Source organism: Cognatilysobacter bugurensis, assembly GCF_014652095.1.
GTDB lineage: Bacteria > Pseudomonadota > Gammaproteobacteria > Xanthomonadales > Xanthomonadaceae > Cognatilysobacter > Cognatilysobacter bugurensis.
Genome location: NZ_BMYD01000001.1, coordinates 874,476 through 900,986, shown reverse-complemented (window position 1 = coordinate 900,986; position 26,511 = coordinate 874,476). Strand labels below are relative to the sequence as shown.

Here is a 26,511-nt window from a genome sequence, read left to right as displayed (position 1 = left end):
ACGCGGCCGATGATTTACCGGCACCGGCCGGTCGCCGCAAATGCCGCGGCCGGCCGGCCCGCTCCGTCCCCCGCGCGAGGTGCCGATGTCGTTTGATCCCGCTCTCCAGTCCTGCGACCTGCTGATCGAAGCCGGCTGGGTCGTGCCGATCGTGCCGCACGGTGTCGTGCTCGAAGGCCACGCCGTCGCGATCGACGGCGATTCGATCGTTGCCGTCCTGCCGATCGCGGAGGCGCGCGGGCGATTTGCGCCGCGTGAAGTGGTGTCGCGCCCTGATGCGGCGCTGATGCCGGGCTTCGTGAATTCACATACGCACAACCCGATGACGCTGCTGCGCGGCGTCGCGGACGACCTGCCGCTGATGGAGTGGTTGAACAACCACATCTGGCCGGTCGAGGCCGCGGTGATCGGGCCGGAGTTCGTCGCCGACGGCGTGACGCTTGCGGTCGCCGAGATGCTGCGGGGCGGCACCACCTGCGCGAACGAGAACTACTTTTTCCCCGATGTGCAGGCCGCGGTCTACAAGCGCCTGGGCTTTCGCGCGCGTGTGGGTCTTCCGGTCATCGATTTTCCGACCGCATGGGCCAAGACGTCCGACGAGTACTTCGACCGCGCCGTCGAAGTCCACGACCAGTGGCGGGGCGACGCGCTGGTGTCGACGACGTTCGCACCGCACGCGCCCTATACGGTGTGCGATGCGAACTTCGAGCGCGTGCGCATGCTCTCCGACCAGCTCGACGTCCCCGTGCACCTGCACACGCACGAGACCGCGCAGGAAATCGCCGACTCGCTGACCCAGTACGGCCAGCGGCCGCTCGCGCGGCTCGACCGGCTCGGCCTCGTCAACGACCGCCTGATCGCGGTGCACATGACGCAGCTCACGGACGGCGAGATCGCGCTGTGCGCCGAGCGCGGCGTCAGCGTCGTGCACTGCGCGGAGTCCAACCTCAAGCTCGCGTCCGGCTTCTGCCCCGTCTGCAAGCTGCAGCACGCGGGCGTGAACCTCGCGATCGGCACCGACGGCTGCGCGAGCAACAACGATCTCGACATGTTCGGCGAGACCCGCACGGCAGCGCTGCTGGCGAAAGCCGTCGGTAACGATGCGTCCGCGCTCGATGCCGCGTCTGCACTGCGCGCTGCGACGCTCGGCGGCGCGAAGGCACTCGGTCTGGACGCCTGCATCGGCTCGATCGAGCCGGGCAAGCAGGCCGACCTGATCTGCGTCGACCTCGGCGCGATCGAAACCCAACCCCTGCATCACGTGATCTCCCAACTTGTGTATGCGACCGGTCGGCACCAAGTCCGCGACGTCTGGATCGCAGGGGCGCCGCGGCTTCGCGAGCGCGTGCTCGTCGACCTCGATGTCGATGCGCTGATCGCGAACGCCCGCCAGTGGCGCGAGCGCATCCGCACGGTGCGCGCCTGAAGCCGTCCACCGAAGCAGGCCCACGTCTGCGTTCGATCCGTTGCTGGAGAACCGCATGAACCCGAACCCCGCCGACGCGTCCCCTGCGAACTTTCGCCAAGCCGAGCTGGACCGCTTCGGTTCGCTCGCGAGCCGTTGGTGGGATCCGGAGGGCCCGCAGAAGCCGCTTCACGCCCTGAACCCGGTGCGGCTGCGCTATGTCGCCGATCGCGTTTCGCTGCGCGGAGCCTCCGTGCTGGACGTGGGCTGCGGTGCGGGTCTGCTCAGCGAAGCGCTCGCGCTCGAAGGCGCGGATGTCACCGCGCTCGACCTCGCGCCGGAGCTGATCCGCGTGGCGCAATTGCACGCGCGCGAAAGCGGCGCCCGCGTCGATTACCGCGTGCAGTCCGTCGAGGCGCTCGCGCAGGAGGTGCCGGGCCGCTTCGATGCCATCATCTGCATGGAAATGCTCGAGCACGTTCCGGACCCGTCGGCGGTGATCGCCTCATGCATGCGCCTGCTCCGGCCGGGCGGCACGCTCTTCGTGTCCACGCTCAACCGCACGCCCGCGGCGTTCGCGCTTGCGATTGTCGGCGCCGAATACATCGCGCGGCTGCTGCCGAAGGGCACGCACCAATACCGGGATTTCATCCGCCCCTCCGAGCTCGCGTCGTGGATGCGCGACGCGGGGCTGTCGGTCATCGACGTCACCGGCATTGCATACGAGCCGTGGCGCAACGCCGCGCGGCTCACGCCACGCACCGACGTGAATTATCTTGCCTGCGCGACGAAGCCCGAATGAGCACCGCCACGAGCGAGACCGCATTTCCCGCGGGCGTTCTATTCGACCTGGACGGGACGCTGCTCGACAGCGCTCCCGACATGCTGGCCGCGGTAAACGCGATGCGCGCCCGACGTGGACGCGGGCCGATGCCGCTCGACACCCTGCGTCCGCACGTGTCGAAGGGGTCGCGCGCGATGGTTGCCGTCGCGTTCGCGGACGTGGACCCGGTGGAGCGCGAAACGTGGATCCCTGAGTTCCTCTCCGACTACGAGCGCGAGCTCGGCCGCCACGGTGCGCCGTTCGCGGGTGTCGAGGCGATGCTCGAACTGCTCGAGCGCGCCGGCACGCCGTGGGGCATCGTGACGAACAAGCCCGAATATCTCGCCCGGTTGCTGATGCCGGTGCTGGGCTGGGAGACGCGGTGCGCGGTGCTCATCGGTGGCGACACCCTGCCGGTTCGCAAGCCCGACCCGGCGCCGCTGCTCGTCGCGGCTGAACGGATCGGCGTTGCACCCGCGAGCTGCGTCTACGTCGGCGATGACGAACGCGACATCGCTGCCGCGCGCGCTGCCGGTATGCCGTCGGTGGTGGCCCTGTGGGGCTATCGACTGTCGGAGGACGATCCGATCGCGTGGCGCGGCGACGTCCTCGTCGAGGACGCGGTCGACCTGTGCTCCGCGGACGCTTGGCCGGCCGTTCGATGACGGACGAGGACATCCCCGCGACCGCCAGCGACGAGCTCGAAGGGTTTGTCGGCAAGTGGCGGGCGCGCTGGCCGGAGTGGCCGCTGGCGGAGGTCTTCGTTCAGCGGGAACAGCGGCCGGTTGCGCTGGCCTGGGCCGCGCTGCAGCAGGAGCTGCTCGATGCCGCCTGGGGCGGCAGCGACGCCCGGCCGGGCGAGCTCAAGCTCGCGTGGTGGATGGAAGAGCTTGCCGGCTGGGGCCAGGGTCGGCGCCGGCACCCGCTGGGCCGCGTGCTGCAGCGTGAGCCGGCCCCGTGGCCTGTGCTGGCCGCCGCCTTACCGGCGCTTGCCCGCAGCCGGGAACGACCGCTGGATGCGGATGACGCGTTCGCCGCGGTCGAGCCTGCTGCCATTGCGGCGGCCCAGGTTGAGCACGCCTTGTTCGGTGCGGGCGACTCCGACGGCACGTCCCGCCTGATTGCCGCCAGTTGGCTCGCGGCGCGGGCGCGCGGGGAGGGCGACGCCGCCGTTCCGCTCGCGCTGCTCGGCGCGAACGGCGACAGCGCGGCCGCACAGAATGCCTGGCGTGGCCAGCTGGCCGCACGCTGGCCACAGATGCACCGCGGTGCACCCCGCGTACGCCGGCTGTGGGCATCGCTCGCGCGCCTGCGCCTGACGGACTCGCGCGATACGCCGTTGCCTGCGCCCCGCGTGCTGTGGGACGCCTGGCGCGCCGCCCGCAACTGACCGTTGCAACGGCCCGCGGGGGCGCCAGCGGGTCGACCGGTAGAATGGCCGGCGTAGCCGACTGGAAAACCGCCGTGAACACTTTCCCCGACTCCGCCCGCCGCTTGCCGGACGTCGCCGGCGACGCCGCTGCGCTCGCGCGGCCGATCGATTGGGTCGGCATGTCGAACATTGCGCTGCCGTTGCGCGTTGGCTCGGACGCAGGCGGGGCGGTGCAAGTGCCTGCGTCGGTCGATGTGTGGGTCGATCTCAAGGACCCGAACGCCCGCGGGATCCATATGTCGCGGATGTACCTGCAACTCCAGAACGCGTTCGCAAGCGAGACGATCACCCCGGCGGGCCTACGGCGCGTGCTGCAGACACTCGTCGACGCGCAGAAGGGGCTCGCGACGCGGGCACGTGTCTCGCTGCGGTACGACCACCTGCTGCTCCGCGCTGCCCTTGCCACCGCGAACGCCGGCTGGAAGCGCTACCCGGTCGAGATCGACGCGTCGCTCGAGGACGGCCACCTGAGCGTCTCGATGCGCTTTGGTGTCGATTATTCGAGCACCTGCCCGGCGTCCGCAGCGTTGTCCCGGCAGCTCAACGCCGATCGCTTCGCGCAGGATTTCGCTGATACGCGGCCGCTTGCGGGCGCAGTGCACGAATGGCTCGCGTCCGAGCGCGGCCTTGCCGCCACGCCGCACGCGCAGCGCAGCCGCGCGGACGTGCGCGTTGAGCTGCGCCCCGCGTTCGACGAGCTGCCGCTTACGGCGTTCATCGATGCGATCGAGCACGCGCTTGCGACGCCGGTGCAGACCGCCGTGAAGCGCGAGGACGAGCAGGCGTTCGCGCGGCTCAACGCCGAGAACCTCATGTTCTGCGAGGACGCCGCGCGCCGCGTCGCGGCGGCGCTGGCGGGTGACGCCCGGGTCGAGCGCTTCGATGCCCGCGTGTCGCACTTCGAAAGTCTGCACGCCCACGACGCGGTGGCGCAGATCAGCGGGCGCGGCCCGGACGCCTGACGCGGACCTCGCGCTAGGCATCGGCTAGGCGCGGGGCTACGCGCGGTCGTCCTTCAGTCGCCGGTCAACGCCTCGCCGCGCTCGAGCACGAGCTGCGGGTCGATGCGCACGTCGAACCAGTTCATGCCCCAGTGCAGATGAGGCCCGGTCGCGCGCCCGGTCGCGCCGACCGCGCCGATCACGTCGCCCTGCTTGACTGTGTCGCCGACGCGCACATCGATGCGCGAGAGGTGCAGGAAGTTCGAGCTCACGCCGTGGCCGTGGTCGAGCAGGACGGTGCCTCCCGTGAGATACAGGTCCGGCGCAGTGAACGTCACCACGCCCGCGGCGGGTGCAAGCACTGGCGTGCCCGTCGGCGCCGCGATGTCCATGCCCGAATGCGCGGAGCCCGGCTGGCCGTTGTACACGCGCTGCCGTCCGAAGCGTCCACTCGTGCGTCCTTTGACAGGCGCGATGAATCGCTCTGCGAACCCCGTACGCGCGTCGTCGCGCGCACGCGCGGCCATGACCAGTGCCTGCTCACGCGCGATACGCGCTGCGATGGCCGGCGGCGGGTTCACCGTCGCCGGCGGCACGCCGTTGATCCGCTCGATCGGCCAATCGCGCGGCAGCACCTGGATCGTCGCGACGTGGCGCGCGCCTTCCGGCGTGGTGGTCACGACCTCGACAGGACCGACCTCATCCCGGCCGAGGCCGAACGCCACCGTCCCGTACCGCGTCACGCGCAGGGCGCGACCCGCGTGGGTCACCTGGCTCCCGGACGGCACCCGGCCGAACACCAGCGCGCCCTGCAGCGCTCCGGCGGGAAACGCGATGCGCGTGTCGCTCGTCGAGGCAGCAGCACGGGGAGCGGCCGGGCCGGGGGCGGCCGCAGGCACGGGTGCATCGGTAGAGTTCTCGAGCGTCTGTACGGACGCGCAGCCCGCGAGGCTGCCGATGGCGGCGAGCGCCAAGAGGACGGGCAGGGACTTCACGTTGATCACCGATCGAATCGCAGCCGCTCGCCGTTGGGCTCGCCGACCAGTCGGGACCCGTCCCAGGCGAGCTGCCCGTTGACCCAGGTCGCGGCGATCCGCGAATGGAACGTGCGGCCCTCGAACGGCGACCAGCCGCATTTCGAAAGCACATCCTCGCGCCGCACGGTAAACGGGGTGTCGTCGATGAGCACGAGATCCGCGGCGTAACCTTCGCGCAGGTAACCGCGGCCGGCGACGTCGAACAACTGCGCCGGCGCGTGCGCGAACTTCTGCACCACCTGCGTCGTCGTGAGTCGGCCTTCGTGCACGAGCTCGAGAGCGGCGACGAGCGCGTATTGCACCAGCGGCAACCCGCTCGGCGCGCCGGTGTAGGGCTTCGCTTTTTCTTCAAGCAGATGCGGTGCGTGATCGGTTGCGAGAACGTCGATCACGTCCTCGGCGACCGCCCGGATCAACGCTTCGCGATCGCTCGCGTCCTTGATCGCCGGATTGCACTTGATGAGGTGCCCAAGCGTGGCGTAATCCTCGCGATCGAAACGCAGGAAGTGGATGCAGGTCTCGGCCGTGATGCGTTTGCGCGTGCCGTCGGCGCGGATGAGCGGGCCGGCTTCGAACAGCGCGAGTTCGTCGGCGGTGCTGATGTGCAGCACGTGCAGGCGCGTGCCGTGGCGCTTTGCGAGCGAGAGCGCCAACAGCGTCGACTTCATGCACGCTTCGCGCGAGCGGATATCCGGGTGGCACGCGGCGGGGATGTCATCGCCGTACTGCGCGCGGTAACGCGCGAGCTCGGCGTCGATCATCGGGGTGTCTTCGCAATGCGTGATGATCGGCGTCGGTGCGTGCCGGAAGATGCCGTCGAGGATCTCCGGGTTATCGACCAGCATGTTCCCCGTCGACGCACCCATGAACACCTTGATGCCCGGCGCGCTCAGCGGATCGAGCGTGCGTATCGCTTCGAGGTTGTCGTTGCTCGCGCCCATGTAGAAGCCGAAGTTGCCCCACGCGCGGCCCTGTGCACGTGCGTACTTGTCCTCGAGCGCATCGCGTCCGAGGGTGGGCGGCGAGGTGTTGGGCATGTCCATGAAGCTCGTCAGGCCGCCTGCGACCGCAGCGGCGGACTCGGTCGCGATGTCCGCCTTGTACTCGAGGCCGGGCTCGCGGAAGTGCACCTGGTCATCGATCATGCCCGGCAGCAAGCGGCGACCGACCGCGTCGACGACCGTTTCGTTCGCGCGCGCCGACAGCCCGGTCTCGATCCGCGCGATGCGTCCGTCTTCGATTCGCAGGTCGCCATCGAACTCGCGGCCCTCGTTGACCAGGCGTGCATTGACGATGAGGGTGGAAGACATCAGTCGTTTCCTTGCGGCGGGTGGGAGTGGGGAGGCGCCGGCACGGGGTCGTGCCCGCCCGGGTGCAGCGGATGGCAGCGCAACAAGCGTCGCGCAGTGAGCCAGCTGCCGCGCAGAGCACCGTAGCGCGCGATGGCCTGCATCGCATAGGCCGAGCACGTGGGGTAGAACCGGCAGCGCGGCCCGAGCAGCGGGCTGATCCACCGCTTGTAGCCGCGCAGCATGGCAATGAGGATGCGTTCGATCACGGCGACTTGATGCATGCGGTCGATGATGGGCGACAGGGTGCATCCGTCGCGATTAACGTCCAGTGTGGACGATGGCCGCCGCGGGCGCCCGGTCGCGTGTTAGAGCAGGAGCGCCGCATACAGCCCAGGTCGCTGCGCAGCGCGTAGACAACCCGCGAAAGACCGCGATTCCCGTCGTATTTCGCGTCGTGCGGTGCTCGCGAGAGTGCCATTCGGCGCGGTTGCTGCAGGGGGCGCGGCAGGGTATAACAGCGCGCTTTCCCGTCACCAGGGAATAGAAGGACACGCCGCCCGTGGCAGCCAAAAAAACCGCGAAAAAGGCCGCCAAGGCCGCCAAGAAAGCCGCTCCTGCAAAGCAGCCGGCTGCGAAAAAGGTCGTCGCGAAAAAGGTCGTCAAGAAGGCAGTCGCTAAAAAAGCGGCGAAGGCGGTAAACAAGGTGGCGGCAAAAAAGGCGCCCGCGAAGAAAGCAGTCGCAAAGCAAGCGCCGGCGACCAAGGCGCCATCCAAGAAGTCGCCTGCCACGACCGCGGCTGCCAAGAAGACGGCGGCAGGCCAGGTGCCGGCAAAGAAGGCATCGGCGGCTCAAAGCGGCGCTTCCACGTCGGCGCCAGCGCCGGCCTCTAAAAAGATCGCCGCGGCGACGAAGACTTCGGCGAATGCGTCAAAGTCCGCGTCGTCGCCCGTAAAGACGGCGGCCTCCAAGGTCCCGTCGACCTCCACCCCGACACCGAACCAGGCGTCCGCGCCGGCGGTGGCGAAGAAAACGGCGACCGCCACTGCGTCCCGCGCGGCATCGCCCAAGGCTCAGGAACAGGACATGACCAACAAGAAGCCGGCTGCACCGGCCAAGACCGCCGCGGCCACGAAGCCCGCGGGCAAGGTGGCGGTTGCCGTCGCCGCGCGTTCACAGGACACCGAGAAGAAGGGCGAGCCCCGTCAGGTGGACTTCAAGACCGACAAAGCCACCGGCCGTCCGATCGTGCCAGAGGGCTACCGCCCGGCAGCCGACGAGGAGTACATGAGCCCGCTGCAGCTCGAGTACTTCCGCCAGCGCCTGATCCAGTGGCGCACGGACCTCGTCGAGGAATCGAAGCAGACGATCGAGAACCTCAAGGACGAAGTGCGCGATGTCGGCGACGAGGCGGAGCGCGCAACGCGCGAAACCGAGAACTCGCTCGAGCTGCGCACCCGCGACCGCTACCGCAAGCTGATCAGCAAGATCGACAGCACCCTCAAGCGCGTCGATTCCGGCGACTACGGCTTCTGCGTCGACACTGGCGAGGAAATCGGCCTGGAGCGCCTCGAAGCGCGTCTCACCGCCGAGCGCACGATCGACGCGCAGGAGCGCTGGGAACACCTGCAGAAGCAGATGGGCGACTGACGCGATTGCGAGCGCCGAGATCGACAGGCCCCGCTCCGGCGGGGCTTGTCGTTTGTGCGGGGAGACATGCCGCCTGGACGGGGCGCTGGCCCGGAGGCATTGCTCTGCGTCATCCACGGAGGCCGCCGCGCTTTGATAGCACTACGCACACGCCATGACTGCGCGCGGCGGGATTGCGGCCGCGCGGCCACAGCCGTGGACCGCGATGGCCCTCAGTGCAGGTCGCGCAGATTCAAGCGGCGCAGCGCCGGTGCGAGACGCGCGGTAGTTGCGACGACGACGAGCGTCATGCAGCCGCCGAAGACGATCGACGGCACCAGCCCCATCAGCCGTGCGGCAACACCCGACTCGAACGCACCGAGCTCGTTCGACGAGCCGATGAAGATGCCGTTGATCGACGCAACTCGCCCCCGCATCGCATCGGGCGTTGCGAGCTGCAGGATCGTGGATCGCACCACGACGGAGATGCCGTCGAACACGCCGGACAGGGCGAGCATCGCAGCCGACAGCCAGAACACGTCCGAGAGCCCGAACCCGATGATGCACAGGCCGAAACCGGCCACGGCGAACAGCAGCAGGCGACCCGCGTTGCGCTCCGGCGGGTGGCGCGCAAGCCAGGCCCCGGCGATCACCGCACCCGCCGCCGGGGCCGCACGCAGGATCCCGAGCGCTTCAGGCCCTTCGTGCACCACCTCGTTGATGAAGGCCGGCAGCAGGGCGACCGCACCGCCGAACAGCACCGAGAACATGTCCAGCGCCTGCGCGCCGAGCACGACCGGTTGGCGAAGCACGAAGCGCAGCCCCTCGCCGATGCTCTTCAGAACCGGCGCGCGATGCTCGGGCGGCGGCGGATCCGGGATGCGCAGCGAAATAATGGTTGCCGCGGCCGCGAGCGCGAAGCCTGCGGAGACCAGGTAGGCGGTGGTCTTGCCGCTCCACCCAACGAGGGCACCGCCGAGTGCCGGCCCGACGACCAGCCCTGTCTGCATGACGACGCTGCCGATGCCTGCGCCGCGCGCGAAGTGCTCGCGCGGCAGCACGCGCGCGAACAGCGACACGTAGACGGGGCCGAGAAACGCGCGCACCACGCCGTTGAGCGCGATGGCCGCGTAGATCGTGAGCGTCGACAGGCCGGCAAATCCCGCTGGCAACACGCCGGCCGCCACCGCCGCGAGCAGCATCGTCGTCAGAAACAGGCCGATGCAGGCGGCCATGCCGAGTCTGCGCCTCGGCAGGTGGTCGACCGCATAGCCTGCAAAAAGCGCGAAGCCGATGTACGGCACCACCTCGGCCAGACCGATCAGCCCGAGCGACAGCGGGTCGCGCGTGAGTTCGTAGACGTGCCAGCCGACCGTCACCGCGACGATCTGGTACGAGAGCATCGCGAGGATGCGGTAGCCCAGAAGCACGAGGAAGGTGCGGTTGCGCAGCACCTCGGCCGCGCCGGCGGGCACCGCGCTCAACGTTGCCGGTGTGCGTATTCGCGGATGAACGCGAGCAGCGCCGCGAGCCCATTGCTCCGGCTCGGCGAAAGGTGCTTGGCCAGTCCGATGTCGCCGATGTAGTCAGCCTCCGTTGCGACGATCTCGTCCGCGCTCCGGTGCGAGTACACCCGAAGTGCGAGATACACGAGCCCGGACACGATCGCCGAATCGCTCGACGCGTGGAACACCAGCTTCGAGGCGTCCCCTTGCGGCACGATCCACACCATCGACTGGCAGCCCTGGAGCCGATGCTCCTCCGTGCGCCACTCGTCGGGAAACGGCGGGAGCTTGCGGCCGAGGTCGATGAGGTACTGGTACCGCTCGGACCAATCGGAGAAGAACGCGAACTCCTCGCGGATCGCAGCCTGCGCCTCGACGGCGGTGGGTTCGAGTGGGAAAGGCGAGGGATTCAAGTCGAACTCCTGGAGGATCGTGCATGGCCCGCGCAGGCGGCAGGCGCGACGTCGGCGGTCGGACCGCGGATCAGGCCCTGCGCCAGCGCACGCCCTGGGGTGTGTCCTCGAGCAGCACGCCTTCCGCGGCAAGCTGCGCGCGGATCGCATCGGCCCGCGCGAAGTCGCGCGTGCGCTTCGCCTCGTTCCGCTCGTCGACCAGGGCCTGGATGCGTCCGTCATCGTCATCTGCGGCGCCACGTGCGAACCACTCGGCGGGCGCCTGCTGCAGCAGCCCGAGCGCAAGGCCGGCGCCGAGCAGCGCGGACTTGAGCCGTGCGCGCTCTTCGATGGATTCGGCCTTGCGCGCGTCACCGGCGATGCGCGACAGCTCGGCCAGCGCTTGCGGTGTGTTGAGGTCGTCGTCGAGCGCGGCTTCGATCGATGCGGGGATCGCCGTGGCCGATTCGACCTCGACAAGGTCGCGCAGCGTGCCGTAAAGGCGGTCGAGCGTGCGCACGCTCTGTTCGATGAGCGCAGCCGACCACTCGAGCGGCTGGCGATAATGCGCGCTGAGCAGCGCGTAGCGAAGCGCCTCCGGCGGGTGCGCGCGCACGAGATCGTGCACCTTTTCGATGTTGCCGATCGACTTGCTCATCTTCGTGCCGCCGAAGTTGAGCATGCCGTTGTGCACCCACCAGCGCGCGAACGTCCTGCCACCGTGCGCGCATTCGCTCTGCGCGATCTCGTTCTCGTGATGCGGGAACTGCAGGTCGACGCCGCCGGCGTGGATGTCGATCGTCTCGCCTAGGTGAGCCGCCGCCATCGCGGAGCACTCGATGTGCCAGCCCGGTCGGCCGCGGCCCCACGGCGAGTCCCAACCCGGCAGCGCCTCGGTGGAGGGCTTCCAAAGCACGAAATCGCCCGGATCGCGCTTGTACGGCGCCACTTCGACGCGGGCACCGGCGAGCATGTCGTCCACGTCGCGGCGCGACAGCTTGCCGTAGCCTTCGAAGCTCGCAACCGCAAACAGCACGTGCCCCTGGGCCGCGTACGCGTGACCGGCATCGATCAGCCGCCCGATCATCTCGATCATGTGCGGGATGTGGCCCGTCGCGGTCGGCTCGATGTCGGGCAGTTGCACGCCGAGTGCCGCCATGTCCTCGCGATACGCCGCGGCAAAGCGGTCGGTGATCGTCGAGATCGGCACCCCGGCTTCGCTGGCCGCCGCGTTGATCTTGTCGTCGACGTCGGTGATGTTGCGCGCGTACGCCAGCGCACCGTATCGCCGGCGCAACAGATCGGCGAGCACGCCGAACACGACGGGCCCGCGCGCATTGCCAATGTGCACGTAGTTGTAGACCGTGGGGCCGCAGACATACATCGTAGGCCGGGCCGGGTCGAGCGGCGAGAACGGGTCGACGCGGCGCGTCAGGCTGTTGTAGAGATGCAGGGTCATGGCGAAGCCGTCGTGGACCTCCACCATTCTACCGATCGTGCGATGTGCATCGGCCGGCGACAGCGCCGATTCAGGCCGTACACGGCGTTGGCGAATACACTTCATGAACCTGTCTACGGGATGCCCCCCACCGATGACGCGAATGCGTCCACTGCCACTGCTGCTCATGCTGGCGCTGTCGAGCGCCGCGCAAGCGCAGCAGACGACGGTGCTGCTGGCGGAGAACGTACGCTTCGCATATGCGCAGGTGCTGCGGGTCACGCCGGTCTACCAGACGCTCACGGCAACCCGCATGGAAACGCAGTGTGACCAGTCGCCGAACCCCGAGGGCGACAACAAGCTCTCGCGCGTCGTCGGGGCGGTCAAGGACGCCTGGCGGCGCAACCAGAGCACGACCGAGGGCGAGGAGAACTGCCGCTCGGTTCCGGTCGCGCGTGAGTTCCGTCGACCCATCGCCTACGACGTCGACTACACCTACCGCGGTGCGAAGTACCGCTCGCGCCTGCCTGAAGACCCCGGAAACCGCCTGCGCATCCGTGTCTCAGTCGTTCCGGTCATGCCGGGCGTGCGCACGCCGTGAAGAAGGGCTTGCGCGGGGCGGATGCGCGTGCGAGCATCCGCGCCCTCATGACGCACCTCCGCGCCGACGCCGACATCCTGACCTCCGCCTACATGGCGGCAGGCATGACCTCGCGCGCGCGTCGACCGTTCCCGCTCCGAGCTGGGTAACGGCGTCTCGCCATTCGCGCACCGAATCCCGGTGCGATCCGAAAAGCCCAGCCACCGCGCTGGGCTTTTTTGTTTTTCGCCCGGCGCTTCGAATTCACAAGGACCTTCGACCCATGCGCCATTTCCTCAACACCCAGGACTGGACCCGCGCCGAGCTCGACGCTGTGCTCGCGCAGGCCACCGAGTTCAAGCGCAGCCGCTTCGGCGACCAGCTCAAGGGGCGATCCATCGCCCTCGTGTTCTTCAACCCCTCGCTTCGCACGCGCACGAGCTTCGAGGTGGGCGCGTTCCAGCTCGGCGGTCATGCCGTCGTGCTGCAACCGGGCAAGGACGCCTGGCCGATCGAGTTCGACTTCGGCACCGTTATGGACGGCGAGGCCGAGGAGCACATCGCGGAAGTCGCGCAGGTGCTCGGCCGTTACGTCGACCTGATCGGCGTGCGTGCGTTTCCGAAGTTCGTGGACTGGGCGGCCGACCGGCGGGATCGCGTGCTGCAGGGCTTTGCGAAGTACTCGCCGGTGCCGGTGATCAACATGGAGACGATTACCCACCCGTGTCAGGAACTCGCCCACGCGCTCGCGCTGCAGGAGCACTTCGGCACGACCGACCTGCGCGGCAAGAAATTCGTGCTGACCTGGACCTATCACCCCAAGGCGCTCAACACGGCCGTTGCGAACTCCGCGCTGACGATCGCCACGCGCCTCGGCATGGACGTGACGCTGTTATGCCCGACGCCCGAATACGTGCTCGACGAGCGCTACATGGGCTGGGCCGAAGCGAACGTGGCCGAGAGCGGCGGCTCGCTGCAGGTCAGCCACGAGATCGACAGCGCGTACTCCGGCGCGGACGTGGTGTACGCGAAGAGTTGGGGCGCGCTGCCGTACTTCGGCAACTGGGACGCGGAAAAGCCGATCCGCGACGAGTTCAAGCACTTCATCGTCGACGAGCGAAAGATGGCGCTCACGAACGACGGCGTGTTCAGCCACTGCCTGCCGCTGCGCCGCAACGTCAAGGCCACCGATGCGGTCATGGATTCGCCGCGCTGCATCGCGATCCACGAGGCCGAGAACCGCCTGCACGTGCAGAAGGCGGTCATGGCCGACCTCATCCGCCACGCGCCGCAGCGCTGAACCGCACTCCGACTATTCCTTCGCCTCCGGACCCGACATGACCGACTCCACCGCCACTTTCGCCGCCCAGGCCCGCGACATCGTCCTCGCGTTCTCCGGCGGCCTCGACACCAGCTTCTGCGTGCCTTACCTGCAGGAGCAGGGCTGGACCGTGCACACCGTGTTCGCCGACACCGGCGGCGTGGACGCCGAGGAGCGTGCCTTCATCGAGCAACGCGCCGCCGAACTCGGCGTGTCGTCGCACGTCACCGTCGGCGGAGGCCCGGCAATCTGGACCGGCTTCGTCAAGCCGTTCGTGTGGGCGGGCGAGGGCTATCAGGGGCAGTACCCGTTGCTCGTCTCCGACCGCTACCTCATCGTCGATGCAGCGCTGCAGCGTTGCGCCGAGCTGGGCACGAACGCGATCGCCCACGGCTGCACCGGCATGGGCAACGACCAGGTCCGCTTCGACCTCGCGGTCAAGGCGCTCGGTGACTACCGCATCGTGGCGCCGATCCGCGAGATCCAGAAGGAGCACACCGAGGTGCGTGCGTACGAGCAGGCCTATCTCGAGGGGCGCGGATTCGCCGTGCGCGCCAAACAGAAGGCGTACACGATCAACGAGAACCTGCTCGGCCTGACGATGTCCGGTGGCGAGATCGACCGTTGGCAGGCGCCGGGTGAGGGCGCGCGCGGCTGGTGCGCGCCGCGCAGCGAATGGCCGGCGCAGCCGCTGCAAGTGCGTGTGGGCTTCGAGAACGGCGAGGCGGTGTCGCTGGACGGGGAGCGCATCGCCGGGCACGAGTTGCTCGCAAGGCTCAACACGGTGTTCGCGAAGTACGGCGTCGGCCGTGGCATGTACACCGGTGACACGACAATCGGCCTGAAGGGCCGCATCGTGTTCGAAGCGCCGGGACTCGTCGCGCTGTTGACGGCACATCGTGCGCTCGAGGAGGCGGTGCTAAGCAAGCAGCAGAACCGCTTCAAGCCCGAGATCGCGCGCAAGTGGGTCGAGCTCGTGTACGAAGGCTTTTTCCACGACCCGCTCAAGACCAACCTCGAGGCGTTCCTCGCATCGAGCCAGTCGACGGTGAACGGCGAGGTAGTCCTCGAAACCTTCGGCGGCCGTGTCGACGCCGTCGCGATCGACTCGCCGCACATCCTCAACGCGAAGGGCGCGACGTATGCGCAGGCCGCGGACTGGGGCGTCGAAGAGGCCGAGGGCTTCATCAAGCTCTTCGGCATGAGCTCGGTGCTGTGGGCCGAGGTGAACCGCAGCGGTCAGGGCGGCTGAAACGGAGCGACACGACGATGATGCTTCCCGCTGTCCTCGACCACCTCGACGCACTTGTCGGTTTCGACACGCGCAATCCGCCGCGCGCGATCGGCACCGACGGGATCTTCGACTACCTGCGCGCGCAGTTGCCGGGCTTCGACTGCACGGTGACCGATCACGGTGCCGGCGCGGTCTCGCTGCTCGCCGTGCGCGGTACACCGCGCCGCGTGTTCAACGTGCACCTCGACACCGTGCCCGCGTCGCCGGCGTGGACAGCCGACCCGCTGCGCCTGCGCGTCATCGGCGAGCGCGCGGTCGGCCTCGGCGCCTGCGACATCAAGGGTGCGGCCGCCGGACTGCTCGCGGCGGCGGCCGTCACTGACGGCGACGCGGCGTACCTGTTCACGACCGACGAGGAAGCGAATGACGCGCGCTGCATCGGGGCCTTCATCGCGTCCAAGCACGGTTTCGAGGAGGCGATCATCGCCGAGCCCACGCAGTGCGAGGCCGTGCTCGCGCATCGGGGCATCAGCTCGGTGCTGATGCGCTTCCGCGGCGCGGCCGGCCACGCGTCGGGCACGGATGCGCTGCACGCGAGTGCACTGCACCACGCGATGCGCTGGGGCGCGGATGCGCTCGCGTTCGTCGAGTCCGAATCGCATCGCCGCTTCGGCGGGCTCACGGGGCTGCGCTTCAACATCGGACGCGTCGAAGGTGGGATCAAGGCGAACATGATCGCGCCCGAGGCCGAGGTGCGATTCGGCTTCCGGCCGCTGCCCTCGATGTCCATCGATGCGCTGCACGAGAAAATTGGCGGTCTTGCGAGGCTCGGCACCGTCGAGCGCTACGAGGAGACGTTCCGCGGCCCGCCGCTGCCGGCCGGCGACGTCGCCGATGCCGAACAGCGCCGTCTGGACGCACGCGACCTCGCCGATGCGCTCGACCTGCCGATCGGCAACGCGGTCGATTTCTGGACCGAGGCCTCGCTGTTCTCCGCGGCCGGCCTCACCGCGATCGTCTACGGCCCCGGCGACATCGCCCAGGCGCACACCGCCGACGAATGGGTCGCGCTCGAGCAGCTCGACCGCTATGCGCGCTCCATCGTCCGCATCCTCGGCGGCGAGCCCTCGTGAGCGCCGTTGTCCCGCTTCCTCTGCCCGCGCAAGCCGGCCTGGTCCCGATGCCCCGCATGCACCACGTCCACGACCCCCAGACCCGCCAGACCATCGTACGCCTGCTCTCGAGCATGGGCAGCGCAAAGGAAATCACGCAGTACCTCAAGCGCTTTTCCCAACTCGACGCGGCACGCTTTGCTGTGGTCAAGGTGGGCGGCGCGGTGCTGCGTGACGACCTCGAGGCGCTCGCCTCGTCGCTCGCGTTCCTGCAGGACGTCGGTCTTACACCGATCGTCGTGCACGGCGCCGGCCCACAGCTCGACGAGGAACTCGGCGCTGCAGGGATCGAGAAGCAGACGGTCAATGGCCTTCGTGTGACCTCGCCCGAGGCGCTCGCCGTAGTGCGCCGCGTCTTCCATGCGCAGAACCTGCGGCTCGTCGAAGCACTTCACGGCAGCGATGCGCGCGCGACGTCGATCGTGTCGGGCGTGTTCGAGGCGGAGTATCTCGACCGCGAGACCTACGGCCTCGTCGGCGAGGTCAAGCGCGTGAACCTCGCGCCGATCCAGGCGAGCCTGCAGGCGGGTTCGATCCCGGTCATCGCAAGCCTCGGCGAAACCGCGGGCGGGCAGATCCTCAACGTCAATGCCGACTTCGCGGCGAACGAGCTGGTGCAGGTGCTGCAGCCGTACAAGATCGTGTTCCTGACGGGCACGGGCGGGCTGCTCGATGCCGACGGCCGCGTGATCGACTCGATCAATCTGTCGACCGAGTACGAGCATCTTTGCGCGCAGCCGTGGATCAACGGCGGCATGCGCGTGAAGCTGCAACAGATCAAGGACCTGCTCGACGGCCTGCCCTCGGCCTCGTCGGTGTCGATTACGCGGCCGGCGGAGCTGGCGAAGGAGCTGTTCACCCATAAGGGCTCGGGCACGCTCGTTCGCCGCGGCGAGCGCGTGCTGCGTGCCGCATCGTGGGATGCGCTCGACCTGCGGCGGCTGCGCGAACTCATCGAGTCCGCCTTTGGCCGGAGGCTGCTGCCTGGCTACTTCGAGACCACCCCGCTGCTGCGGGCCTATGTCAGCGAGCACTACCGCGCGGCGGTGATCATCACCGACGAGGCGGACGGGCCGTATCTCGACAAATTCGCGGTGCTCGACGAGGCGCAGGGCGAAGGGCTCGGCCGCGCGGTCTGGCAGGTCATGCGCGAAGAAACGCCGAGCCTGTTCTGGCGTTCCCGGAGCGGCAATCCGGTCAATGCGTTCTATTTCGCCGAATCCGACGGCTGCATCAAGCGCGAGACCTGGGATGTGTTCTGGTACGGGCAAGACAGCATCGACCGGGTGGGGCGCTGCGTCGCCCACTGCGATGCCCGGCGCGCGACGCTCGAGGATTGAGGCATGGATGAATCAATGAAGGTTGATGCGTGGCGCCAGCCGCCGACGCTGCGCGGCTCGCACGTGCAACTCGAGCCGCTGGCGTCGGGCCATGCCGACGGCCTGCGCCTGGCGTGCGCCGACGGCGAGCTGTGGCGCCTGTGGTACACGAGCGTGCCGAAGCCAGATGCCGTCGAGGCCTACATCGCCGGCGCGCTGGAAAAACAGGCTGCCGGCGAGGCGCTGGCGTTCGCAGTGCGCGATGCACAGGGCGACGTCGTCGGGACGACGCGACTGTACGAACTCGATCCGGCCACCCCGCGGCTGAGCATCGGCTACACCTGGTTCGCCCGTCGGGTGCAGCGCACCGGGCTCAACACCGAAGCTAAGCGGCTGCTGCTCGCCTACGCGTTTGAAGTCCTGGGTTGCATCGCGGTCGGCTTTGAAACGAGCTGGTTCAACCATGCATCGCGTGCCGCGATTGCCCGGCTCGGCGCCAAGCAGGACGGCGTGATCCGCAACCACTTTCGGCATGCCGACGGCACCGTGCGCGACAGCGTGGTGTTCTCGATCATCGATGCCGAATGGCCGGCGGTGAGGCGGCATCTCGATGTGAAGCTGGGAGCGCACGGCCGTGGTTGATCGTAAGCACCCGATCCGCGTCGGCCTCGTGGGCGCGCGCGGCTACGTGGGCGCGGAGCTCATCAAGCTGCTGTCCGCGCATCCGGCATTCGAGCTGGCCTACGTCGGCTCGCGCGAACTCGACGGCCAGCGCCTTGGCGATCACCACGCAAGCTACACCGGCGAACTGCGTTTCAGTGCGCCCGCCCTCGAATCCCTGCCGACGCTCGGCGCCGATGCGGTCGTGCTCGCGCTGCCGAATGGCAAGGCGGGCCCGGCGGTGGCGGCGTTCGACGCGGCCGGCGCGGATCCGGTGATCGTCGATCTGTCGGCCGATTACCGGTTCGACGAGCGCTGGTTCTACGGCCTGCCCGAGCTCACCCGTCGGGCGTACGCGGGCCAGCGGCGGATCAGCAATCCCGGTTGCTACGCCACGGCCATGCAGCTCGCGGTCGCGCCGCTACTCGGTTTGCTCGCTGGCGCCGTGCAGTGCTTCGGCGTGTCGGGCTATTCGGGCGCCGGCACGTCGCCTTCGGACAAGAACGACCCCAGGCAATTGCGCGACAACCTCATGCCGTACGCGCTCACCGGGCACATCCACGAGCGTGAAGTGACCCGGCGGCTCGGGCATCCGGTGGAGTTCATGCCGCACGTGGCGCCGCACTTCCGCGGGCTGACCGTAACGGCCAACCTGCATCTCGCCGAGCCGGCAACGCAGGAGCACGTTCGCTCGCGATACCGGGCCCGCTACGCGGACGAGCCGCTGGTGCAGGTGAGCGACGCGCCCCCGTGGGTGAGCCGCATTGCGTGCACGCACGGTGTCGAAATCGGCGGTTTCGCACTCGACGAAACGGGGCATCGCCTCGTCGTCGTCGCGACGCTCGACAACCTGCTCAAAGGCGCCGCGACGCAGGCGCTGCAGAACCTCAACCTCGCGTTCGGTCTCGACGAGTGGCTCGGCATTCCGCTGCCGTTGGCGTCGCACGCGGATGACGCGCCCTTATCCAACGGCAAGCACCCATGAGCGAACTCCTCTGGCAGAAACCCGGCGTGCGCGTCGAAGCCGAGATCCAGAAATTCCTCGCGGGCGACGACGTGCTCCTCGACCGCGAATTCTTCCTCTACGACATCGAGGCAAGCCGCGCGCATGCGCAGGGTCTGCATCGCATCGGCATCATCGACGATGCCGAGGTCGATGGCCTTACGCGCGAACTCGCGGCGCTCGCCGACGACACGCGTGCCGGTCGCTTCGTTCTCGACGAGCGATACGAAGACGGCCACTCGGCCATCGAGGCCCGGCTGACCGAGCGGCTGGGCGACGCCGGGCGGCGCATCCACACCGGACGCAGCCGCAACGACCAGGTACTCGTTGCGACGCGCCTGTGGCTGCGCGACAGGCTCGACGCCTTGGCCGAACTCTGCCAGCGCTGCGCGCGGATTTCGCTCGACCGTGCGCAGGCCGAGCAGTCGCTTCCGATGCCCGGTTACACGCACCTGCAGCGCGCCGTCGTGTCGTCGTGCGGGATGTGGTGGGCGGGCTGGGCCGAGGCCTTCATCGACAACGCAGCGCGTGCGCGCGACACCCGCGCTTGGGTCGATGCGAACCCATTAGGGACGGCAGCCGGCTACGGCGTAAACCTGCCGCTCGATCGCGACGGCGCGACGCAGGCGCTCGGCTTCGGCCGCCTGCAGGTGTCAGCCACCTACGCGCAACTTTCGCGCGGCAAGTTCGAGCTGGCCGCGGTCGAGGCGCTGGGCTCGGCGCTGCTCGACCTGCGTCGCCTTGCGTGGGACCTTAGCCTGTTCACGAGTGCCGAGTTTGGCTTCGTCTCGCTGCCGTCGCAGTACACGACCGGCAGCTCGATCATGCCGAACAAGCGCAACCCGGACGTCATCGAGCTCATGCGCGCGAGCTACGCGAGCGTCGCCGCGGCGCGGTGCGAGATCGAGCAGTTGCTGTCGCTGCCGTCGGGCTATCACCGCGACCTGCAGTTTTCGAAAGGCGCGATCGTGCACGGGTTCACGCGCGGGCTGGCTGCGCTCGCCCTGTTGCCGGACCTCATGGCCTGTCTCGAATGGCGCGAGGCTGCGATGGGCGCCGCGCTGGAGCCGTCGATGTATGCGACGGACTTGGCCGTCGATCTCGCGCGCGAAGGCGTGCCGTTTCGCGAGGCCTACCGGCGTGCGGCCGATCCGCAGCATTGGAAAGCGGGTGACCCGGCTGCGAGCCTGGCCTCGCGCGTGTCGGCAGGCTCCGGCGCCAACCTGAGGCTCGATGCCCTGCAGGCCAGGCTGGCGGCCATGCAGCCGCCAGCCGGTACGGAGGCGTCGGGCTAGGCTTCGACCGCCGGAAGCAGCGGGGCGAGCACTACGTCCGGCATCGTGGTCGGCTGCGCGGCCGGGATCAGCTGCGGCGCTCCGTCGACCACCATGTAGGGAATGGCGTCAGTATCCATCTGGAGGACTGCGATCTTCAGCTCCTGCAGCGCGTGGGCGATCGGCTGGGGGGTCTGCAGCGCTGCGGCCACGCGATCGATGCTCACGTTCGGCACCTGCCCACGACGCTCCTTGCCGACGAACCAGACCCGGTTGATCTCGGCCCAGCCGATCAGGAGCACACCGGTCATCACCGCCAGTAGCGGCAGCACGCTCAACAGGAAGACATCGATCTTGTGCTGGTGCAGGTACAGTTCCATGACCGCAAGCCGCACGCCTGCCGCCCACATGGCCAGCGTCGCGGCTGGTAGCCAGAGGTAGAGGTAGGCCACCCAGAATCCGAGCGTCACCATGCCCCACGCGGTGCGGTACAGGCGCGGTTGTAGACCCGCATTCTGAATGAGAAATCCCTCGTGTTTCATCGCAGGCCTCGATCGGGGCTGGTCCAGACAGCGCGAGCGCCGCGTCGCTTCAGGAGCGTCTTGGGAACGGCAGCGAGCGTCGTCGTGAGACTCAGCAGCCAGTACACGAGCGGGTACCAGATCATCCAGAAGTAGTTGCGTCCGATCGCGGCTTCATAGCGGCGATCGATGACCAGGCTGCAGGCGAACTGCAGCAGGCACACCAGCGCGAGCACCACGCCGTGCCACGCCGGCAGCAGCGATTCCACATGCAACGCGGGCGGCAGCTCGACGAACTGGCCGATCGTCCAGAGCACGATCATCAGCGCCATGACATGCGCCCACAGCAGGCTCAGCAGGTACTCGACCAAGACCGCCCACATGCGCCGCATGCGCCAGACAAAGAGCCCGTGGAACTGGCGCAGCATCACCTCCATACCGCCCTGGGCCCAACGCAGGCGCTGCCGCCAGAGGCCCTTCAGCGTCTCCGGCATCAGGATGAAGCACAGTGCGTTCGGCTCGTAGCGGATGTCCCAGTAGTCCATCTGCAGCCGCCAGCTGATGTCGATGTCCTCGGTCACCATGTCATCGGACCAGTAGCCGATGCGGTTGAGCGCGGTGCGGCGGAAGCCGCTGATGACGCCCGACACGGTGAACAGGCGGCCATACACGCGCTGGGCGCGCTTGATGATCCCGATGATCGAAGAGAACTCGCCCACCTGCAGTTTGCCCAGCAGGGTGGAGCGGTTGCGGATGCGCGGGTTGCCGGTCACCGCACCGACGCGCGGGCCGCTGGTGAGGTGCCAGACCATCCAGTGCATTGCGTACGGGTCGAGCAGGGCGTCACCGTCGATGCAGATCAGGTACTCCGATCGTGCGGCGAGTGCGCCCATGCGCAGCGCGTTCGCCTTTCCGAGGTTGCGATCCAAGTGCACCACCCGCAGGCGCTCGTGCTGCTGCGCGAGTGCGTCGAGCTTCTGAGCGGTGTCGTCCCGGCTGCCATCGTTGATCGCGATGACCTCGTAGTCCGGGTAGCGCTGCGCCAGCGCCGCACACAGCGTCTCGTCGACCTGCGCGCCCTCGTTGTGGCAGGGGATCAGGATCGACGCGAAAGGAAATGACTCCATCGGCGGCGGATCGGTGCGCGCCGGTGCGTGACGCTCGCGCCGGAGGTAGTAATACAGTCCGCCCGACATCCAGAAAAGGGACATCACGAGCGGGTAATAGAAAGCGAACTCGAACAGCGGCGCGAGCCAGAGGTTCTGTCCCATCTCAACGCTCCTCGTACGGGAATGAGCGCGCCGACATGGCTTCCTGCGCATGTTCCAGCTTCGGGCGGTTGCCGATGAAGTCGTCGGGGTACCAGCCCACGTGCCGCACTCCCTGTGCAAGCAGGCGACGAACTTGGCGCACCAGCCGCTCACCGGGGATCGGTCGCGACGTGCGCCAGTCGATGGTCTGCAGTTCGAACAGCGTCTGGGTGAGGTCGGGGTCGTAGCGGCGTGCGGCTGTCACAAGGCCGTCGAGCCATCGCTCCGGCGTGCGGCTGCCCTCCATCCAGGGCATCGCCATGACCGCGGTGTAGTCGTAGGCCGCGTTGAAGCGGTCGAGCCGCTGCGCAAACCAAGCCTCGCTTTCCGGCTGCAGCACGGTCCGCGCGTAGAGGTTGCGCACGGTCTTGAGCTTCGGCCGCCAGCGTTCGGCGGCGCGTTCGAGCTCGAGAGTGAAGTCGATGAGCGCCCGCGTCCGCAGCGCGGGGTCGGACGGCAGCGTGCCGAGCAATTCGGTATCGCGCACGTAGGCATCGTCGTGGAACAGCAGGCCGTCGAGATAGGCGGCGACAGCAAGGTCCTCGTAAATGCCGCGCACCATCGACCGAACCTCGGGGCGGGTGAAGTCGAGGCGGAAGATCTCGTCCGGCGCCGTGTTGCGGATCGCAAGGTCATGTCGCACTCGCGCGTCTGCCGGCTCGAAGCCCAGCACCGGCAGCCAACCGATGACTTCCACGCCGGCACGCGACTTCAGCTGCCAGGACACGCGGTTGAAGAGGTCCGCGCGCATCGGCAGGAAGCGGTTCGGGAAATACAGGGCGTCAGCTGAGCCGTTGCCATCGGGGTCCGCGAATGCCTGCAGGAAGACATGCGTGGGCCCGATGCGCTTGACCCGCTCGACGAGCACGTCGAGGTTGCGCCCCATCTGGGCCGGATCGGCGTCATAGACCGCGTCGAGATCGATCTGCAGTGCGCGCACGCCCACGCGCGCCTTGTCGTGCCGCAACTGGTATGCGAGGTCCCCGAGGCTCGCGTTGTCCATCACGAGCAGCCGCGACAGGCCGTGGAGGTTGGAGGTCAGCTTCGTGGACCTGCCTTTCAGGTCGAACGAGACCGTCATGCCCAATGAATCTGCGATTTCGTTGGTCACGTCGCTGTAGGCGGCGTACGGCCAGACGATGGCGCGCGGCGCGCGGCCGAGTTCGCGCTTGATCGTCGACGAGCTGCGCGTCAGGTCATTGCGGATACGCGCGAGGTAGGCCTGCTCTGTCTCGTAGCCGTGCGCAGGATCATAGATGCGCGTGATCGCGGCGGGGGTCGAATTTCCCTGTGGATTAGAAATCACGCCGCGGTGCAGGTCTGCGCTGTGGCTCGCCACGTCGATCAGCCCGCTCGCCTGCATCTCCCGGAGTTGCTCCCAGGTGAGGAAGTCGTCGGTCGTGAAGGGCCGCGGACCATAGTCGACGCTGCGCCCGGCCGGAAGATCGACCCAGTCGGTCACGACCGCGGCCAAGGCGGGGTAGCCGTACGCGCGCAGCAGCGGAAAGGCCTTCGTGTACACGCTGCGCAGTCCGTCATCGAACGTGATGAGGACCGGCTTGGGCGGAAGCGGGGCGCCGCCCTTCGATGCCTCCACGATCTGCGACAACGACACCGGGTGGTAGCCCTCTCCGGAGAGCCAGTCGAGGTGCGCCGCAAAGTTCTGGGTGCTGACAGCGAAGGCGTCGGCGTCGCCCTTGCGGGCAACGTCGTCGCGGATGTCGTGGTAACTCAGCACCAGCAGCGGCTCGGAGGCCGGTGCCTGCGTCGCTGCCGCGCCGAACGGCAGGGCGAGCACGAGCAGAAGCGCGGACAGCGCCGAAATCATCGAACGCATGCGGTTCATCGCCCCCACCTCACTTCCATATCGACTGCGACGCGCGTTTCGCGCTGGCCGTCGTACACCGGCCTTGACCAGCTCACGCCGTACTGCAGCACCCGCGAAGGAGTGAGCTGCCATTCGTGCCCGTAGCGGACTGCGGGCACCCAGTCCGAACCGAAGTTCTGCTGCCAGTGCAGTCCCGCCGTAGCGAGCAGGCGATGGCGGAAGTGGCGGTCGTAGTGGCGCCAACCGATGCGATCGATGTCGATGCCGAGATCGAGCGATGCGACGCGTTCCGGGTTGAAGTACGGCGCGTCTTCGCGTGTGCCCCGGCTCGCGTCGATGTCGAGCAGGCCGGTCACCAGCAGATGCGGCTCGCTGATCCAGCGCTGATTTGCCGAGACGTCGAACCCATCGCGGCGGTTGCCGTCGTCGTAATGCGAACGCTGCAGACCAAACGCGACGCCGGCGGCCTCGTGGCGCTCGTAAGCCATGGTGATGCGCGCCGAGTCCGCGGTGATTCCGGCCGCGCGCGCCTGCAGCGACGCGTCGAGATCGTTGCGGCGCAGCACAACGCCCGCGTTCCAACGGTCACCATAATGCCGGCCGAATGCCAGCGACGCAGCGGTTCCACCCACGCCGTCCGACGCCCGCCCGGCCAGCGCCTCGGCGGCAAGGCCGCGATACGCGTAGTTGATGCCCACGTCATTGCGGTGCACGCGGACGCTCTGGTCGGAGAACTCTGCGCCACGGTGTTCGCTGCGCGCGAGGACCCGCCAGCGGTCGGCGAGGAGTGGGCCGCGAACCTCGATCCCGTATTCGAAGTCGCGGCTCCCAAGCGGCGCGGCACCGTCGCGGCCGTCGCCGGCGGCCGCATGGATGCGGGCCGATGGATCCTGCGCAAGCCGCCAACGACGCTCCATGTCCTGGACGCGCACTTCGCTGCCGTGTGAATCCAGCAGGCGAGAGCGGATCGGGCGTGCCTCGTCGAAGCGGCCAAGCTCCGACAGCGCCGCCACCTGGCCCAGCATCGGCGAAATGTTTAGGTTGTCCAGAGTGGCCGCGATCCGGAAGCGCTCCAGCGCCGCGCGAGGCCAGCCGCGAAGCAGGTAGACCGTGCCGAGGCTGGACTGCAGCTGCGCGTTGTTCGGCGCGGTCGAAGCCAGGGGCTCCAGCGTGGCTTGTGCACCGGCGAGGTCTTCGCCGTAGGCGCGCACGAGCCCATAAGCGGTCTCCACGTCCAGGCGAAAACGGTTCTCATGCCCGCGACGCGCGCCCGGCGCCTTCGGCCAGGCCGGCTGCTGTGCAAGGAGCTTCTCGAGCATGGCCAGTGCGCTGTCGAAGCGCTCGCTTTCGATGTGGGCGTAGGCGAGCTGCACGGCGGCGTCGTGATCGGTCGGGTCGTGTTCGACGACGGTCGACAGCGCGACGACGGCTTCGTGCGGGGCGCGCTCGGCAAGCAGGGAATCACCCACTGCGGCAAGCGCATACGCAGGGACCGACCGGCCCTGCGCAAGCATCTGGCGATAACGGCGCACGACCTCGCCATGCCGGTTAAGCCGGTTCAACAAAATCAGTTCGTCGAAGTCGACGTGCGTCGAGGCGGCCGCATCAGCGACCGGCATCGACCTGAACTCGGCGAGCTGCTTCGCCGCGGATTCCGCAGCGGCAAGGCGCCCGCTCTCGTGAGCGACGTACAGCCGGCTCCAATTGATCGCACGCGCCACCAGCGCGGCTTCTAGACGGGCGCGCTCACCTGCTTCGAAGAGCTCCGGCCGGGCGCGATAGAGCGCCCACGCACGATGACTGGACCCGATGTCGCTGAGCGTCAGCACGCGCAAGCGGTAGAGGGTGGCGTCGCCGGGAGAGCGGGCCAGGGCCCGCTCGATGCTGGCAAGCGCGCCGAGCCAGTCTCGGGCACCAAGCATTTTTTCGATATCGGCGTGGGACGCATCGGACTGCCCGATATCGTCAGTTGCTGACACAGGTGGTGACAGGCTGCCGGCGAGAAGCACGGCAACAGCCACTGCGGTACGACGCAGCGAAGGCATTGGGATCAGAACTCGAGGGAATGATGACGACTGGCAATCCCCATTGCCGGTCATTCACATGTTGCTAACGCACAATCTGTGCCAACTTCATGGCCAAGGCCAGCCTAAGGCCGCATGCCAAGCACATCCATGCACTGCGCACAAAAAAACCGGCCATGGGCCGGCTTTTTCATGTCTGCGATTGGTCGGGGAGACAGGATTTGAACCTGCGACTTCTACGTCCCGAACGTAGCGCTCTACCAGGCTGAGCTACACCCCGACTGCAGAGCCGAGAATTCTAGCCACGCGCTCACGCCGCCGCAAGTGGTCGAGCCTCATCCGGCGGAGAAATCCGTGACGCGGGCACAGGCAC

At 68.2% G+C, this 26,511-nt stretch carries 24 protein-coding genes and 1 tRNA gene; 14 read left to right on the top strand and 11 right to left on the bottom strand.

Translation table 11 applies throughout. From position 1 onward, the window contains the following. Window positions 1–85 precede the first annotated feature (85 nt). The 5 genes from IE075_RS04110 to folE2 all read left to right on the top strand — a co-directional run bounded on the left by IE075_RS04110 (window position 86) and on the right by folE2 (window position 4,622). Window positions 86–1,426, top strand: coding sequence for a TRZ/ATZ family hydrolase (locus tag IE075_RS04110; RefSeq protein ID WP_189453559.1), 1,341 nt, complete (start codon window positions 86–88; stop codon window positions 1,424–1,426). A 55-nt stretch (window positions 1,427–1,481) separates the two neighbouring features. Next, window positions 1,482–2,207: a bifunctional 2-polyprenyl-6-hydroxyphenol methylase/3-demethylubiquinol 3-O-methyltransferase UbiG gene (ubiG, locus tag IE075_RS04105; RefSeq protein ID WP_189453557.1), complete on the top strand. Its 726-nt coding sequence runs from the start codon at window positions 1,482–1,484 to the stop codon at window positions 2,205–2,207. Next, entirely contained in the window at window positions 2,204–2,893 is a 690-nt protein-coding gene (locus tag IE075_RS04100; RefSeq protein WP_189453554.1) for a phosphoglycolate phosphatase, read from the top strand. Before ubiG ends, IE075_RS04100 begins: the two co-directional genes overlap by 4 nt. Next, complete coding sequence (locus IE075_RS04095) at window positions 2,890–3,618, top strand: isoprenoid biosynthesis enzyme family protein (protein WP_189453552.1); 729 nt, start codon at window positions 2,890–2,892, stop codon at window positions 3,616–3,618. Before IE075_RS04100 ends, IE075_RS04095 begins: the two co-directional genes overlap by 4 nt. Window positions 3,619–3,692: 74 nt before the next feature. Next, window positions 3,693–4,622 (top strand): GTP cyclohydrolase FolE2, encoded by a 930-nt coding sequence (gene folE2, locus IE075_RS04090; RefSeq protein ID WP_229792304.1) that lies wholly within the window; start codon window positions 3,693–3,695, stop codon window positions 4,620–4,622. A 53-nt stretch (window positions 4,623–4,675) separates the two neighbouring features. Here folE2 and IE075_RS04085 read toward each other — a convergent pair whose 3' ends face one another. From IE075_RS04085 to yidD, 3 genes are all read right to left on the bottom strand, one after another. Continuing rightward, complete coding sequence (locus IE075_RS04085; protein WP_189454784.1) at window positions 4,676–5,500, bottom strand: M23 family metallopeptidase; 825 nt, start codon at window positions 5,498–5,500, stop codon at window positions 4,676–4,678. A gap of 101 nt (window positions 5,501–5,601) precedes the next feature. Then, window positions 5,602–6,948: a dihydroorotase gene (locus IE075_RS04080; protein ID WP_189453548.1), complete on the bottom strand. Its 1,347-nt coding sequence runs from the start codon at window positions 6,946–6,948 to the stop codon at window positions 5,602–5,604. Further along, window positions 6,948–7,211, bottom strand: coding sequence for a membrane protein insertion efficiency factor YidD (gene yidD / locus IE075_RS04075; protein ID WP_189453547.1), 264 nt, complete (start codon window positions 7,209–7,211; stop codon window positions 6,948–6,950). Before yidD ends, IE075_RS04080 begins: the two co-directional genes overlap by 1 nt. Before the next feature lie 278 nt (window positions 7,212–7,489). Between yidD and dksA the strand changes: the two genes are divergently transcribed. Further along, a complete protein-coding gene (gene dksA, locus IE075_RS04070; RefSeq protein WP_189453545.1) occupies window positions 7,490–8,578 on the top strand; it encodes an RNA polymerase-binding protein DksA in 1,089 nt (362 codons plus the stop codon). Window positions 8,579–8,790: 212 nt separating this feature from the next. Here dksA and IE075_RS04065 read toward each other — a convergent pair whose 3' ends face one another. The 3 genes from IE075_RS04065 to cysS all read right to left on the bottom strand — a co-directional run bounded on the left by IE075_RS04065 (window position 8,791) and on the right by cysS (window position 11,913). Beyond that, window positions 8,791–10,059 (bottom strand): MFS transporter, encoded by a 1,269-nt coding sequence (locus IE075_RS04065; RefSeq protein ID WP_425489352.1) that lies wholly within the window; start codon window positions 10,057–10,059, stop codon window positions 8,791–8,793. After that, a complete protein-coding gene (locus tag IE075_RS04060; protein ID WP_189453541.1) occupies window positions 10,038–10,475 on the bottom strand; it encodes a SufE family protein in 438 nt (145 codons plus the stop codon). Before IE075_RS04060 ends, IE075_RS04065 begins: the two co-directional genes overlap by 22 nt. A 70-nt stretch (window positions 10,476–10,545) precedes the next feature. After that, on the bottom strand, window positions 10,546–11,913 hold the full coding sequence (cysS, locus tag IE075_RS04055; protein ID WP_189453540.1) for a cysteine--tRNA ligase: 1,368 nt from the start codon (window positions 11,911–11,913) through the stop codon (window positions 10,546–10,548). Between the two features lie 142 nt (window positions 11,914–12,055). Here cysS and IE075_RS04050 point away from each other — a divergent pair, with 142 nt between their 5' ends. The 8 genes from IE075_RS04050 to argH all read left to right on the top strand — a co-directional run bounded on the left by IE075_RS04050 (window position 12,056) and on the right by argH (window position 20,476). Then, window positions 12,056–12,493 carry a hypothetical protein gene (locus IE075_RS04050; protein WP_189453538.1) on the top strand — a complete coding sequence of 146 codons (438 nt, stop codon included), beginning with the start codon at window positions 12,056–12,058 and terminating at the stop codon, window positions 12,491–12,493. A gap of 262 nt (window positions 12,494–12,755) precedes the next feature. After that, window positions 12,756–13,772, top strand: coding sequence for an N-acetylornithine carbamoyltransferase (locus tag IE075_RS04045; protein ID WP_189453536.1), 1,017 nt, complete (start codon window positions 12,756–12,758; stop codon window positions 13,770–13,772). A 37-nt stretch (window positions 13,773–13,809) separates the two neighbouring features. After that, a complete protein-coding gene (locus IE075_RS04040; protein WP_189453534.1) occupies window positions 13,810–15,045 on the top strand; it encodes an argininosuccinate synthase in 1,236 nt (411 codons plus the stop codon). A gap of 20 nt (window positions 15,046–15,065) precedes the next feature. Next, window positions 15,066–16,160: an acetylornithine deacetylase gene (locus tag IE075_RS04035; RefSeq protein ID WP_189454782.1), complete on the top strand. Its 1,095-nt coding sequence runs from the start codon at window positions 15,066–15,068 to the stop codon at window positions 16,158–16,160. 56 nt (window positions 16,161–16,216) lie between these two features. Further along, window positions 16,217–17,539, top strand: a complete 1,323-nt coding sequence (locus tag IE075_RS04030; RefSeq protein WP_189453532.1) for an acetylglutamate kinase — start codon at window positions 16,217–16,219, stop codon at window positions 17,537–17,539. Between the two features lie 3 nt (window positions 17,540–17,542). Further along, a complete protein-coding gene (locus tag IE075_RS04025) occupies window positions 17,543–18,160 on the top strand; it encodes a GNAT family N-acetyltransferase (RefSeq protein ID WP_189453530.1) in 618 nt (205 codons plus the stop codon). Further along, window positions 18,153–19,163, top strand: a complete 1,011-nt coding sequence (gene argC, locus IE075_RS04020; RefSeq protein ID WP_229792303.1) for an N-acetyl-gamma-glutamyl-phosphate reductase — start codon at window positions 18,153–18,155, stop codon at window positions 19,161–19,163. Before IE075_RS04025 ends, argC begins: the two co-directional genes overlap by 8 nt. Further along, window positions 19,160–20,476 carry an argininosuccinate lyase gene (gene argH, locus IE075_RS04015; protein ID WP_189453527.1) on the top strand — a complete coding sequence of 439 codons (1,317 nt, stop codon included), beginning with the start codon at window positions 19,160–19,162 and terminating at the stop codon, window positions 20,474–20,476. Before argC ends, argH begins: the two co-directional genes overlap by 4 nt. Here the strand turns inward: argH and pgaD are convergent. The 5 genes from pgaD to IE075_RS03990 form a co-directional block, all read right to left on the bottom strand. Next, window positions 20,473–20,997, bottom strand: coding sequence for a poly-beta-1,6-N-acetyl-D-glucosamine biosynthesis protein PgaD (gene pgaD / locus IE075_RS04010; protein WP_189453525.1), 525 nt, complete (start codon window positions 20,995–20,997; stop codon window positions 20,473–20,475). The two genes, argH and pgaD, sit on opposite strands and share 4 nt — an antisense overlap. Next, window positions 20,994–22,247, bottom strand: coding sequence for a poly-beta-1,6-N-acetyl-D-glucosamine synthase (gene pgaC, locus IE075_RS04005; RefSeq protein ID WP_189453523.1), 1,254 nt, complete (start codon window positions 22,245–22,247; stop codon window positions 20,994–20,996). The genes pgaD and pgaC overlap by 4 nt, the downstream gene beginning before the upstream one ends. A 1-nt stretch (window position 22,248) precedes the next feature. After that, window positions 22,249–24,114, bottom strand: coding sequence for a poly-beta-1,6-N-acetyl-D-glucosamine N-deacetylase PgaB (pgaB, locus tag IE075_RS04000; RefSeq protein WP_425489351.1), 1,866 nt, complete (start codon window positions 24,112–24,114; stop codon window positions 22,249–22,251). Between the two features lie 14 nt (window positions 24,115–24,128). Continuing rightward, window positions 24,129–26,036 carry a poly-beta-1,6 N-acetyl-D-glucosamine export porin PgaA gene (pgaA, locus tag IE075_RS03995; protein WP_189453521.1) on the bottom strand — a complete coding sequence of 636 codons (1,908 nt, stop codon included), beginning with the start codon at window positions 26,034–26,036 and terminating at the stop codon, window positions 24,129–24,131. A 305-nt stretch (window positions 26,037–26,341) separates the two neighbouring features. Next, window positions 26,342–26,418: transfer RNA gene (locus IE075_RS03990), tRNA-Pro, on the bottom strand. Window positions 26,419–26,511 lie beyond the last annotated feature (93 nt).

Excerpts from the sequence above, each read along its gene's own strand:
- IE075_RS04110 (WP_189453559.1), top strand. The coding sequence starts at position 86 with ATGTCGTTTGATCCCGCTCTCCAGTCCTGCGACCTGCTGATCGAAGCC.
- ubiG (WP_189453557.1), top strand. The coding sequence starts at position 1,482 with ATGAACCCGAACCCCGCCGACGCGTCCCCTGCGAACTTTCGCCAAGCC.
- IE075_RS04100 (WP_189453554.1), top strand. The coding sequence starts at position 2,204 with ATGAGCACCGCCACGAGCGAGACCGCATTTCCCGCGGGCGTTCTATTC.
- IE075_RS04095 (WP_189453552.1), top strand. The coding sequence starts at position 2,890 with ATGACGGACGAGGACATCCCCGCGACCGCCAGCGACGAGCTCGAAGGG.
- IE075_RS04080 (WP_189453548.1), bottom strand. The coding sequence starts at position 6,948 with ATGTCTTCCACCCTCATCGTCAATGCACGCCTGGTCAACGAGGGCCGC.
- yidD (WP_189453547.1), bottom strand. The coding sequence starts at position 7,211 with ATGCATCAAGTCGCCGTGATCGAACGCATCCTCATTGCCATGCTGCGC.
- cysS (WP_189453540.1), bottom strand. The coding sequence starts at position 11,913 with ATGACCCTGCATCTCTACAACAGCCTGACGCGCCGCGTCGACCCGTTC.
- IE075_RS04050 (WP_189453538.1), top strand. The coding sequence starts at position 12,056 with ATGCGTCCACTGCCACTGCTGCTCATGCTGGCGCTGTCGAGCGCCGCG.
- IE075_RS04045 (WP_189453536.1), top strand. The coding sequence starts at position 12,756 with ATGCGCCATTTCCTCAACACCCAGGACTGGACCCGCGCCGAGCTCGAC.
- IE075_RS04040 (WP_189453534.1), top strand. The coding sequence starts at position 13,810 with ATGACCGACTCCACCGCCACTTTCGCCGCCCAGGCCCGCGACATCGTC.
- IE075_RS04035 (WP_189454782.1), top strand. The coding sequence starts at position 15,066 with ATGCTTCCCGCTGTCCTCGACCACCTCGACGCACTTGTCGGTTTCGAC.
- IE075_RS04030 (WP_189453532.1), top strand. The coding sequence starts at position 16,217 with ATGCACCACGTCCACGACCCCCAGACCCGCCAGACCATCGTACGCCTG.
- IE075_RS04025 (WP_189453530.1), top strand. The coding sequence starts at position 17,543 with ATGGATGAATCAATGAAGGTTGATGCGTGGCGCCAGCCGCCGACGCTG.
- argH (WP_189453527.1), top strand. The coding sequence starts at position 19,160 with ATGAGCGAACTCCTCTGGCAGAAACCCGGCGTGCGCGTCGAAGCCGAG.
- pgaD (WP_189453525.1), bottom strand. The coding sequence starts at position 20,997 with ATGAAACACGAGGGATTTCTCATTCAGAATGCGGGTCTACAACCGCGC.
- pgaC (WP_189453523.1), bottom strand. The coding sequence starts at position 22,247 with ATGGGACAGAACCTCTGGCTCGCGCCGCTGTTCGAGTTCGCTTTCTAT.
- pgaB (WP_425489351.1), bottom strand. The coding sequence starts at position 24,114 with ATGATTTCGGCGCTGTCCGCGCTTCTGCTCGTGCTCGCCCTGCCGTTC.
- pgaA (WP_189453521.1), bottom strand. The coding sequence starts at position 26,036 with ATGCTTGGTGCCCGAGACTGGCTCGGCGCGCTTGCCAGCATCGAGCGG.